The organism is Pseudomonas sp. R4-34-07 (assembly GCF_003852375.1).
In the GTDB taxonomy this organism is placed as follows: Bacteria; Pseudomonadota; Gammaproteobacteria; order Pseudomonadales; family Pseudomonadaceae; genus Aquipseudomonas.
The window spans coordinates 3,717,227-3,729,289 of record NZ_CP027760.1 but is presented as its reverse complement, the minus strand read 5'-3'; the positions used below and the strand labels follow the sequence as shown (position 1 = coordinate 3,729,289).

Sequence of the window (12,063 nt, the reverse complement as noted above, 5' to 3'; positions counted from 1 at the left end):
GGGGCTTGCTCCCGATGGCGGTGTGTCAGCAGTACATTTGGTGGCTGATACACCGCCATCGGGGGCAAGCCCCCTCCCACATGGGTTTTGCAGTGGTTTTGAGAACTTCGCCACCCTTTAAAGCAGTGAGATTGGATAGCTGACAAAGATCCGGTTCTCATCGAACTCGTTATTGCTGAAATCCCGACGCATGGTCGAGTTACGCCACCTGACGTTCAGGTCCTTCAGTGCGCCGCTCTGCACGGTGTAGGCGAGTTCCGATTCGCGGCCCCATTCCTTGCCGTCGGTGATTGCCCCGGTGTGCACGTTACTGCCGCTGATGTAGCGGTTCATCATGGTCAAGCCAGGAATGCCAAGCACCACGAAGTTGAAGTCATGGCGCAGTTGCCAGGATTTTTCCTTGGCGTTGTCATAGCTGGAGTTATAACTGTCGTTGGCCAGCGTGCCGCCGCTGGTGCCGTTGACGCGCATCCACACACTGTCGCCGGTGAGTTTCTGCAGGCCCACGTAGAAGGTGTTGCCGTTGTACTTGGCCGACAGCAGGGCGAACACGGTCTTGTTATCGAGGTCGCCGGCCAGGGCGCTGCCGTCTTCCTTGCCATTGAAGAAGCCGAGGTTGGCGCCCAGGGTCCAGTCACCTACCGGCTGGCTGTGGGTGAGGTTGAGGTACTGTTGCTGGTAGATATCGGTGAGTTCGGCGTACCACAGGCCGACCTGGGTGCGCTTGTCATTGAACGTGTATTCGCCGCCGCCGAAGTTGAACCGGTCGGAGGTGAATGCGGCTTTGCCGTTCATGAACATGTCTTCCATGCTCGCGTCGTTGCGCGGACTGTTGCCGCGAAACTGGCCGCCGTAGAGCGTCAGGCCGGCGATCTCGTTGGACGTTACCTGGCCGCCGCGGAAGGTCTGGGGCAGGGAGCGGCCATCATCGGAGCGCAGGATCGGCAGCACCGGCATCCATTCGCCGACCTTCAACTCTGTCTTCGATAACTTGGTTTTCAACGCCACGCCCAGGCGTCCGAAATTATCGGCGGGGCGCCCATCGTCATGCACCGGCAGCAATTGGGTGCCAGCGGTGCCTTTGCCGCCATCGAGCTTTTGCGAGTACAGGCCCAGGACATCGATGCCGAAACCCACGGTGCCACGGGTGTAGCCGGACCTGGCATCGAGAATGAAGTTCTGCGTCCACTCTTCGGCCTTGCCCTGGGGATTGGCGGGGTTGGTGAAGTTACGGTTGAAGTAGGCGTTGCGCAGGTTGAGCGTGGCCTTGGCATCTTCGACAAACCCATCGGCGTGGGCCGTGAGGGGTAAGGTACATGCGAGGCTGCCGAGGCTGATCAAACCGAGACGCGAGGACAAATGACGGGCGAATTGACTCACAGTGAGGCTCCCTTTTCTTTTGTTGTTTTTATTATTCGTCATACGTTGTCGTACAACGCTGGGCGCGATATTTACGGGGTTTTAAAGGAGTGTCAAGCAGAAGTTATAGGATGACTTGTTCAGCCTAGATAAATGTGGACACGGTCAAAATGTGGGAGGGGGCTTGCTCCCGATAGCGGTGGGTCAGCTATACATAAGTTGACTGTCACACCGCCATCGGGAGCAAGCCCCCTCCCACATTTGATGGGTGACCAATCATGAGAATGGCGGGGTTTCAGCCGGCCATGACCATTGGGGGCAGGGTGCCTAGCAGGGAAACCGCTGCCACTGCTGCAATACCCAATAGCCATTCCAACAGGACACTGGCCTTCAAGCTGCCCACCCGCTGTTCACACTGTCCCACGCGCAATCGGTTCAGCAAGGCCAGCACCAACATGCCTGCTACCAGCAGCACCTTGATCAGCAGAATCAAGGCAAATCCTTCAAACGGCGGGGTGGGCCACAGTTGCCCGGTGAGCACGCGCACGTTGACCAAACCGGTCACCAGCAGGCCGGCAACCAGGCCATAACCCACGCCACTGAAGCGCCGCAGGATCGGCTGCAGGGTCAGCGGCTGTGGCTGTCTGAGGATCAACACCAGCAGCAGCAAGCCGCCCAGCCAGGCACCGACGCACGCCAGGTGCACCACCTGGTTGAGGATCAACAGTCGCCCGCTGAGCCCATCGAGCATGGCGCCGTGGCCCACCGGAGCCAGGGTCGCCAGCACCAGCGCAATCAGCGGCAGGCGCAAGGCCGGCCACGGCTTGGTCAATACGATCACCAGCAACAGGTTGAGCAGCAGGTGCCAGACCCAGACCTGCCCGAAAAAGGTGCTGCTCAACACCAATATCACCGTGGCCGGTTGCAGCGCGGCGTCCCACCCGCCGGCCATGCTCCCAGTGATCAGCAACAGCCACGCGACCCCGGAGCCCAGCCCCAGCCAGGCCAGGCCTCGGGTCAAGCGCAGCAGGTGCCGGTCGAGTGCCGGTTGCGCAGCCGTACCGAGCAACAGAGGCCTGAACACACAGACCCCGAACAGCAGCAGCACCACGATGAAATGCACAAAACGGCACAGCACCAGCAGGGTCGCCATGGATTATTGGCCAACCTTGAAGCTGTAAGTGCCTCCGCTCTTGTGGGTGTCGACGGACACGGCGTGCCACTCGACCTTGTAAGTACCTGCCGCCAGCGGAGCGGCCGGGGTGACCACCAGGGTTTTTTTGTCGGTGTCCGGGGTTTCCAGGCCCTTGATCGCGATTTCCGTGCCGTCCTTGCTCAGGGACACCTTGGTGAACGTCGCTTCGACGCCTTCGCTGAAGGTCAGGCGCAGGTCTGTCGGTGCGGCAACATTGCTGTCTGCCGCTGGCGTGGCGCTTTTCAGGTGCGCGTGGGCAAAGGCTGCAGACGCGCCCAGCAAGGAGGCGAGCAGGGCGACGATGGTCAGGGACTTCTTGATCAACATTGTTCAATACCAATCAGAGGATAGAAGCGGGCAGTGTACGAAGTTTCGGTTCGGCGTGTCGCCCCGATCTAGAGCGGATGGTAGTCTCTAGGTCGTGTTGTTGTCAGGGAGCCCTTATGGGCAATCACAAGATCGGAATTCGGCGGATCAACGTCGAGAAAATCCTGCTGGCCGCAGAGAAAGTCTTCGCTGAAAAAGGCTATGGCAGCACCGCCATGGCCGACATCGCCAAAGAGGCACAACTGCCGCGCTCGAACCTGCATTACTACTTCACCACCAAGAGCGAGCTGTACAGCGCGGTGCTGTTCGACCTGCTGGACCTGTGGAAACAGGACGCCCTGAGCTTCGAGACCTTCGATGATCCACGGGTGGTGCTCAGCAGCTACATTCGCGCCAAGATGCAGCGCTCGCGCACACGGCCGTATGGCTCGAAAGTCTGGGCCAATGAAATCATCCACGGTGCGCCCACCCTGGGCGAGGCGCTGGATGAAAGCCTGTACGACTGGGCCAAGATGAAGGAAGCGAAAATTCGCCATTGGGTGCAAGACAAACGCATCCTGCCGGTAGAGCCGTCGAGCCTGCTGTACATGATCTGGGCATCGACCCAGCATTACGCCGACTTCGATCATCAGGTGAACATTTTGAATGATCACCAGCCGTTGTCGGATATGCAGTTTGAGCGGGCGATACAGACGGTGACCGGGGTGATATTGCGCGGGATTGGGCTGGAGCCCTGAATAGTATGGTGAGGTTTAGGGCCCCATCGGGAGCAAGCCCCCTCCCACATTTGGAATGCATTCCAATGTGGGAGGGGGCTTGCTCCCGATAGCGGTCTGAAGGACTTACACAGCCTCCCTGTAGGGATTCCTCGGATCCTGGGTCCAATTCAAAAACGGCTTGCCCGTTTCGACCGGCACCATCTCGATGCAATCGGCCACTGGACAGGTGATCTGGCACAGGTTGCAGCCCACGCACTCGTCATCGATCACCTCATATTTATGCGTACCATCCGCCTGCTTCAAGCTGGCGATGGCCTGGTGCGAGGTATCCTCACAGGCGATATGGCAACGCCCACAGCCGATGCACGCCGCCTGGTCGATCTTGGCGATCACCTGGTAGTTGATGTCCAGGTACTTCCAGTCCGTGGTGTTGCCCACCGCTCGCCCGGAAAATTCCTGCAAGCTGGTGTAACCCTGGCTGTCCATCCATCGCGACAAGCCATCCTTCATTTCTTCAACGATGCGGAACCCATGCAGCATCGCCGCCGTGCACACCTGCACGGCACCGCAGCCCAGGGCGACGAATTCAGCGGCGTCACGCCAGTTGCCGATGCCGCCGATACCGCAGATCGGCAAGCCCTGGGTCTGCGGGTCGCGGGCGATTTCGGCGACCATGTTCAGCGCAATCGGTTTGACCGCCGAGCCGCAGTAGCCGCCATGGGTACTCTGGGTGCCGACCATCGGCAGGGCGACCATGCGTTCCAGGTCGACGCTGGTGATGGAGTTGATGGTGTTGATCAACGACACCGCATCCGCGCCGCCGCGATAGGCCGCTCGCGCGGCCACGCGGATGTCGGTGATGTTGGGCGTGAGCTTGACGATCACCGGCAGCGAGCAGTACGTCTTGCACCAGCGCGTCACCTGCTCCACGTACTCAGGCACCTGGCCGACCGCCGCGCCCATGCCGCGTTCGGGCATGCCGTGGGGGCAGCCGAAATTCAGCTCGATACCGTCGCAGCCTGTGGCTTCCACCTGCGGCAGGATGTTTTTCCAGGATTCTTCAACACAGGGCACCATCAGCGACACAATCAATGCGCGGTCCGGCCAGTCCTTTTTCACCTGGGTGATTTCGCGCAGGTTGATCTCCAGGGAGCGGTCGGTGATCAGCTCGATATTATTGATGCCCAGCACTTCGCGATTCGCCCCGTAGTGCGCCGAATAGCGCGACGACACGTTGACCGCCGCCGGGTCTTCACCCAGGGTCTTCCACACCACGCCGCCCCAGCCGGCCTCGAACGCGCGCACCACGTTGTAGGCCTTGTCGGTGGGCGGTGCCGAGGCCAGCCAGAACGGGTTGGGCGCTTTGATGCCGGCGAACACAATCGACAGATCAGCCATTACGCGGCCTCCACGTTGAGCATGAGTTGAGCGTGCATGGCCTCGGCGGCCAGCTTGCCGTGTTGCACCGCCTGCACGGTGAGGTCCTGGCCGAGGCTGACGCAGTCGCCGCCGGCATACACCCCGGGAATGCTGGTGCGCAGTTGTTCGTCGACGAAGATGCGTTCGCCCACGCGATGCAGCTGCTGAGCCAGCGGGTCGTGCAGCGCGTCGTTGTCAAAACCCTGGCCGATGGCCTTGAAGATGGCGTCTGCGGCCAATTCGAAAGTTTCACAGGTGGGGTGCAGGCGACCGTTCTCCATGCGCGTACGAGCGAAGCGCATGCCGCGTACATGCCCTTGGTCATCGAGCAGCACCTGCTCCGGCTGGGCCCAGGTCAGCAGGCGAACCTGGTTGGCCTTGGCGATGTCTTGCTCATGGTGGGTCGCGCCCATGTCATCCAGGCCACGGCGGTACACCAGGTTCACATCGCGCGCACCGAGGCGCGCCATTTGCACGGCCATGTCGATGGCGGTGTTGCCGGCGCCGAGCACGATGCAGCGGTCGGCCAGCGGCAGTTGGGTGAGGTCATCGGCCTGGCGCAGTTCGCGGATGTAGTCGGTGGCGGCGAGCAGGCCGGGGGCGTCTTCGTCGGGCAGGCCGAGGCGTTTGCTGGCCGCCAGGCCGAGGCCGAGGAACACTGCGTCAAATTGCGCGTGCAACTCGCTCAGGGTGAGGTTGTCGCCCAGGCGCTGGCCATGACGGATCTCGATGCCGCCGATCTGCAGGAGGAAATCCAGTTCCTTCTGGGCGAAGTCGTCCACCAGTTTGTACTTGGCGATTCCGTATTCATTCAAGCCGCCGGCTTTTTCCCGGGCTTCGAAGACCACCACGTCATGGCCGTGCAGGGCCGCACGGTGGGAGCACGCCAGGCCCGCCGGCCCGGCGCCGACCACCGCGATGCGTTTGCCGGTGGGCGCGGAGCGTTGGAACGGGTGCTGGCTGAAATGCGCGTTGTCGATGGCATAGCGTTGCAACAGGCCGATCAGCACCGGGGCACATTCTTCGGCGTTGTTACGTACGCACGCTTGCTGGCAGAGGATTTCCGTGGGACAGACTCGAGCGCAACTGCCGCCGAGGATGTTGGCCGAGAGGATTTTCTGCGCTGCGCCCTGGACGTTGTCGGTGTGGATATTGCGGATGAACGAGGGGATGTCGATTTCGCTGGGGCACGCGTTCACGCACGGGGCGTCGTAGCAATACAGGCAGCGCGAAGCTTCAAGCTGGGCCTGGCGGGCATTGAGGGGCGGCGCCAGGTCGGTGAAATGGCTGGCGAGGGTGGGCCCGTCGTCATGGGGATGGGGGAGGTGGGTCAGGGTCTGGATCACGGTGGTGGCCTCACGGTTATTGAGGTGCTGCCTCTGATGGGCGATCGTTCCCATGCTCTGCGTGGGAATGCCTCACTGGACGCTCTGCGTCCGCTCTTGGAACGCGGAGCGTCCCTTGCTGCATTCCCACGCAGAGCGTGGGAATGATCATGTGCGCTGTATGTTCAGCGTTTCACCGCAGTGGGCCTGGAATGCTCCGCCCGCTTGCGCAACTGTTCGAACACCGCCGGATACGCCGGCCGCTGCACATAGCGCCCGGCCCCACGCTCGGCGCGCAGGTCGCCATCGGCCCAGACCAGCTTGCCCTGGCTGATGGTGTGGCTCGGCACGCCGCGTACGGTCTTGCCTTCGAAGATGTTGAAATCGACTTGTTGATGGTGGGTCTTGGCGGAAATGGTGCGCGTGCCCTCCGGGTCCCACAGCACCAGGTCGGCATCGGCGCCGACGCGAATCGCGCCTTTGCGCGGGTAGAGGTTGAAGATCTTTGCGGTGTTGGTGGAGGTCAGCGCGACGAATGCCTGCATCGACAGGCGCCCGGTGTTGACGCCCTCGTGCCACAACAGCGCCATACGGTCTTCGATACCGGCGGTGCCGTTGGGGATCTTGCTGAAGTCGTCACGCCCGGCGGCCTTTTGCTCGGCGCAGAAGCAGCAGTGGTCGGTAGCGGTGGTGTGCAGGTTGCCCGATTGCAGACCGTGCCACAGTGCCTCCTGGTGCCCGCGCGGGCGGAACGGTGGGCTCATCACGTAGCCGGCGGCGGTCTGCCAGTCGGGGTGTTGATAGACGCTGTCGTCCAGCAGCAAGTGGCCGGCGAGCACTTCCCCGTAGACCGCCTGGCCCTTGCCCCGGGCATAGGTGATTTCGTCCAGCGCCTCCTGGGTGGAAACGTGCACCAGGTATAACGGCGTGCCGATGGTCTCGGCGATGCGGATCGCACGGCTGGCCGCTTCGCCTTCCACCTGGGAAGGACGCGACAGCGGATGCGCTTCCGGCCCGGTGATGCCCTGGGCCATCAGCTTGCGTTGCAGGTGATAGACCAGCTCGCCGTTTTCCGCATGCACCGTGGGCACCGCGCCCAGTTCCAGGCAACGTTCGAAACTGGCGACCAGGGTGTCGTCGGCCGCCATGATCGCGTTCTTGTAGGCCATGAAATGCTTGAAGCTGTTGATGCCGTGATGGCTGACCAGCTCGGCCATTTCCTCGCGGACCTGTTCGCTCCACCAGGTGATCGCCACATGAAAGCCGTAGTCGGACGCCGATTTCTCGGCCCAGCCGCGCCACTGGTGGAACGCCTCCATCAACGACTGCTGCGGGTTGGGGATCACGAAGTCGATGATCGACGTGGTGCCACCGGCCAGCCCCGCCGCCGTGCCACTGAAAAAGTCTTCGCTGGCCACGGTGCCCATGAACGGTAGTTGCATATGGGTATGGGGATCGATGCCACCGGGCATCAAGTATTGGCCGCTGCCATCGAGTGTTTCAGTACCGGCGGGAATATCCAGGTCCGTGCCGATAGCGCGAATCAGACCGCCTGCGCATAACACATCGGCGCGGTAACTTTCATCATGGGTAACAACGGTAGCGCCACGGATCAACAGCGACATGTCGAGTTCCTCACAGGCTTGACCGGCTTGTGCCAGTTCTAAGTGTTGTAATACGGCTCGCCGATAACCGGTTGATTCCTGTCATCGGTGACAGGAATAGAAACTAGCCCGAGTTTTTCGATTGGGCAAGAATATTTTTATTAAGCTTATAACTGATATAACTATTTGATTTAAAACAATAAAAATTAAAATTCACCAAAATGAAGCACCCAAACACCATTTTGACGCACTTGACAGGTTGTCAATTTGAACAGCATTTCTTATTGCAAATCAGCCGGTTGAACGATGGCGCTTGACGGGGCCGGGAAATAAAAATAATTGTGTTGCACCAGATTGAGTCCTGAAGGTTCGGACAACTTCCTTGCTATTCACCCTGAGTTCCCAGGGCAAGTTCCGAAGACGCAATCGGTCAACCGGATAAAGCTGATAAACATCAGCCAGTTATAGATGCAGCGTGGGTCGGGAAGCAGTTGTCGGCACGGTTATTGAGTGCAGTGGCGGCTGGCCGGGCCCGAGATGTCATGTTGTCGACGAGGTACTCCGGCAACCTGCCCTAACCGTGCAGGTGAGCAAGAATAATTTTAAAAAAACCGTGGAGCGGCCATGCAACAGAACAGATCGCAAGTCATCGAACGTAACGGCCTGTACGAACTCGACGCCGGCCCCGACGTCCTCGACAGCCCTCGCTACAACCACGACATGGCACCGACCAAGGTGCACGAACGCACCTGGAACAAATGGCACATCACTGCGCTGTGGGTCGGCATGTCGATCTGTGTGCCGACCTACACCCTGGGCGGTGTGCTCACCGCGTATTTCGGGTTGTCGGTGGGCGAGGCGCTGATGGCGATTTTGCTGGCCAACATCGTGGTGCTCATCCCCCTCACGCTCAATGCGTTTCCCGGTACGAAATACGGCATCCCGTTTCCGGTGCTATTGCGCTCATCCTTCGGCATCCTCGGCTCCAACGTGCCATGCCTGATTCGGGCGCTGGTGGCGTGCGGCTGGTTTGGCATCCAGACGATGTTTGGCGGCCTGGCGATTCACTTGTTCCTGGGCTCGATTTTCGAGGGCTGGAAATCCCTTGGCGGCACCGGTGAGGTGATCGGTTTCATGATTTTCTGGTGCCTGAATTTGTGGGTGGTGCTGCGCGGCGCCGAGTCGATCAAGCGCCTGGAAACCCTGTCGGCGCCGCTGCTGGTCGCGGTGGGTATCGGCCTGCTGGTGTGGGCGATGCCGAATGTGTCCCTCAGTGAGCTGATGGCGATTCCACCCAAGCGCCCCGAAGGCGCGAGCCTCACCGGTTATTTCATGGCGGGCCTGACTGCCATGGTCGGGTTCTGGGCCACCTTGTCGCTGAATATCCCGGACTTCAGCCGCTACGCCAAAAGCCAGAAGGACCAGATCCTCGGGCAGATTTTCGGCCTGCCGCTGACCATGTTCCTGTTCGCCGCGCTGGGCGTGATCATGACGGCGGCTTCGGTGAAACTGGTGGGGGTCAGCGTGTCCGACCCGGTCACCCTGATTGGCCATATCCAGAGCCCGGTGTGGGTCGCCATCGCCATGGCGCTGATCATCATCGCCACCTTGTCCACCAACACGGCGGCGAACATTGTCTCGCCGACCAACGACTTCCAGAACATTGCGCCCAAGTTGATCAACCGCACCACGGCGGTGATTCTTACCGGGGTGGTGGGGCTGGCGTTGATGGCCCATGAGCTGCTGAAAAAACTCGGGCTGATCGTGTCCGATGTCAGCCTGGAGACGGTGTATTCCAACTGGCTGCTCGGCTACTCCAGCCTGTTGGGGCCGATCGCCGGGATCATGGTGGTGGACTACTTCATCACCCGCAGACAGCAGCTGGACCTGGCCGGTTTGTACCGCGACGACGTGTACCCGGCGTGGAACTGGAGCGGCTTCGTCGCCTTTGGCGTGCCGGTGGTGCTGACCTTGCTGTCCCTGGGCAGCGATGCATTCAGTTGGTTCTACAGCTACGGCTGGTTCACCGGTTCGGCATTGGGCGGGGTGTTGTATTACGGTCTGAATGCCCGGCGCGCAATCACCCCGATGCCCGTGTGTCAATCAACTCAACTGTAACTGAACCACCGCTATCGGGGGCAAGCCCCCTCCCACATTTGGCCACTTATTGACTGTTGGAATCGCGTCAATTCATAAGAGCTTACAGCCTGAGGAGATCCCCATGAACGCTGCCCTCGACGTTTTGCAATCGACCCATCAGCACATCAACCGCGACCGCTTGTGGCAGTCGTTGATGGACCTGGCCAAACTCGGCGCCACCCCAAAAGGTGGGGTGTGCCGGCTGGCCCTCACCGATCTCGACCGCAAGGCGCGCGACCTGTTCGTGCAGTGGTGCGAGCAGGCCGGTTGCACGGTGACCGTCGACGGCATCGGCAATATTTTCGCCCGGCGTCCTGGGCGCAATCCCGACCTGCCGCCGGTGATGACCGGCAGCCACATCGACACCCAGCCCACGGGCGGCAAGTTCGACGGTTGCTTCGGCGTGCTGGCCGGAGTGGAAGTCTTGCGTACCCTCAACGACCTCAAGCTTGAAACCGAGGCGCCGCTGGAGGTGGTGGTGTGGACCAACGAAGAAGGCTCGCGCTTTCCACCCTGCATGATGGGCTCCGGGGTGTTTGCCGAAAAATTCACCCTGGCCGAGACCTTGGCCAAGGTCGATGCAGACGGCGTCAGCGTGGGCGATGCGTTGAATGCGATCGGCTATGCGGGTACGCGGCCGGTAAGCGGGCACAAGGTTGGGGCGTACTTCGAAGCGCATATCGAACAGGGGCCGATCCTGGAGGATGAGAAAAAGACCATCGGCGTGGTGCTCGGCGCACTCGGGCAGAAATGGTTCGACCTGAAACTGCGCGGCGTCGAAGCACACGCGGGGCCTACGCCGATGCACTTGCGCAAGGACGCTTTGGTCGGCGCGGCAGCGGTGGTGGCTGCGGTGAATGCGGCGGCGCTGGGGCATCAGCCGCACGCCTGTGGGACCGTGGGTTGCCTGCAGGCGTATCCCGGTTCGCGCAATGTCATTCCCGGTGAAGTGCGCATGACCCTGGATTTTCGTCACTTGGAGCCGGCGCGGCTGGATTCGATGATTGCCCAGGTGCGCACGGTGATTGATGAGACCTGCGCCAAACATGGGTTGAGTTTCGAGTTGGAACCCACCGCCGACTTCCCGCCGCTGTACTTCGACAAAGGCTGCGTAGACGCCGTGCGCGATGCGGCGAATGGCCTGGGCTTGTCGAACATGGACATCGTCAGCGGGGCCGGGCACGACGCGATTTTCCTCGCCGAACTGGGACCGGCGGGAATGATCTTCGTGCCGTGTGAGGGTGGCATCAGCCATAACGAAATCGAGAACGCCGCGCCGGATGATCTGGCAGCGGGGTGTGCGGTGCTGTTGCGCGCCATGCTGGCCGCTTCGGCGGCCATTGCCAGTGGCACGCTTGCGGCCTGAAATGCGGAAAAAAAATGTGGGAGGGGGCTTGCTCCCGATGGCGGTGGGTCAGTGAATAAGTTTGGTGACTGATACACCGCCATCGGGAGCAAGCCCCCTCCCACATTTGACCTGTGTTGTTTCTGAAAATGTTGCCAGGCGTCAGACCCAGATGGCATCCCACAATGGGTAGTCGCCAATTCGCTCGACCAATCCGGCTCGCAATGGGTTGGCCACTACATAACGGGCTATTTTTACAAGGTCATCTTCTTTGCGAAGTGCCCGGTCGTGGAAGCTTTCCTGCCAGAGCCGGCCTTTGCGGCCAGTCGCGCCGTTGACGGTTCGTGTACTTTTGGATTTCACCTGGCACATCAGGTTTGCCAGCGAGCCTTTTTTCAACTCGATAATCCAGTGGAAATGGTCGGGCATGATCACCCATGCCAGGGAGTTCGCCAGCCCTTGGTATTGGGCTAGCCGAAACTGCCAGACGACCAGACGCCCGAGATGAAAATCGCTGAATAGGCGAATACGTTCATGGGTATTGGTGGTGATCAAGTAGATGCGGTTCGGTTCGCTGAACCGGCCGATGCGCAGGCGATGTGAAGCGGGTAGATCAGGCATTCCTTGGCCT

10 protein-coding genes are annotated in these 12,063 nt (G+C 60.7%); 3 read left to right on the top strand and 7 right to left on the bottom strand.

The genetic code is table 11. From position 1 onward, the window contains the following. Positions 1-117 precede the first annotated feature (117 nt). The 3 genes from C4J85_RS17130 to copC all read right to left on the bottom strand — a co-directional run bounded on the left by C4J85_RS17130 (position 118) and on the right by copC (position 2,881). A complete protein-coding gene (locus C4J85_RS17130) occupies positions 118-1,380 on the bottom strand; it encodes an OprD family porin (RefSeq protein ID WP_124410295.1) in 1,263 nt (420 codons plus the stop codon). A 274-nt stretch (positions 1,381-1,654) separates the two neighbouring features. Beyond that, positions 1,655-2,512, bottom strand: coding sequence for a copper homeostasis membrane protein CopD (copD, locus tag C4J85_RS17125; RefSeq protein ID WP_124410294.1), 858 nt, complete (start codon positions 2,510-2,512; stop codon positions 1,655-1,657). A gap of 3 nt (positions 2,513-2,515) precedes the next feature. Further along, entirely contained in the window at positions 2,516-2,881 is a 366-nt protein-coding gene (gene copC, locus C4J85_RS17120; protein WP_124410293.1) for a copper homeostasis periplasmic binding protein CopC, read from the bottom strand. Positions 2,882-2,997: 116 nt separating this feature from the next. Between copC and C4J85_RS17115 the strand changes: the two genes are divergently transcribed. After that, positions 2,998-3,618 carry a TetR/AcrR family transcriptional regulator gene (locus tag C4J85_RS17115; protein ID WP_124407616.1) on the top strand — a complete coding sequence of 207 codons (621 nt, stop codon included), beginning with the start codon at positions 2,998-3,000 and terminating at the stop codon, positions 3,616-3,618. Between the two features lie 105 nt (positions 3,619-3,723). Here the strand turns inward: C4J85_RS17115 and preA are convergent, their stop codons facing one another. From preA to hydA, 3 genes are all read right to left on the bottom strand, one after another. Beyond that, positions 3,724-4,998: an NAD-dependent dihydropyrimidine dehydrogenase subunit PreA gene (preA, locus tag C4J85_RS17110; protein WP_124407615.1), complete on the bottom strand. Its 1,275-nt coding sequence runs from the start codon at positions 4,996-4,998 to the stop codon at positions 3,724-3,726. Continuing rightward, entirely contained in the window at positions 4,998-6,365 is a 1,368-nt protein-coding gene (locus C4J85_RS17105; RefSeq protein WP_124410292.1) for an NAD(P)-dependent oxidoreductase, read from the bottom strand. Before C4J85_RS17105 ends, preA begins: the two co-directional genes overlap by 1 nt. 164 nt (positions 6,366-6,529) lie before the next feature. Further along, positions 6,530-7,969, bottom strand: a complete 1,440-nt coding sequence (gene hydA, locus C4J85_RS17100; protein WP_124407614.1) for a dihydropyrimidinase — start codon at positions 7,967-7,969, stop codon at positions 6,530-6,532. Positions 7,970-8,572: 603 nt separating this feature from the next. Here hydA and C4J85_RS17095 point away from each other — a divergent pair. Both C4J85_RS17095 and C4J85_RS17090 read left to right on the top strand, forming a co-directional pair. Continuing rightward, positions 8,573-10,066, top strand: coding sequence for an NCS1 family nucleobase:cation symporter-1 (locus tag C4J85_RS17095; protein ID WP_124410291.1), 1,494 nt, complete (start codon positions 8,573-8,575; stop codon positions 10,064-10,066). Between the two features lie 103 nt (positions 10,067-10,169). Then, positions 10,170-11,453 carry a Zn-dependent hydrolase gene (locus C4J85_RS17090; RefSeq protein WP_124410290.1) on the top strand — a complete coding sequence of 428 codons (1,284 nt, stop codon included), beginning with the start codon at positions 10,170-10,172 and terminating at the stop codon, positions 11,451-11,453. A gap of 141 nt (positions 11,454-11,594) precedes the next feature. Here C4J85_RS17090 and C4J85_RS17080 read toward each other — a convergent pair whose 3' ends face one another. Then, positions 11,595-12,053: a transposase gene (locus C4J85_RS17080; protein ID WP_124410288.1), complete on the bottom strand. Its 459-nt coding sequence runs from the start codon at positions 12,051-12,053 to the stop codon at positions 11,595-11,597. Positions 12,054-12,063 lie beyond the last annotated feature (10 nt).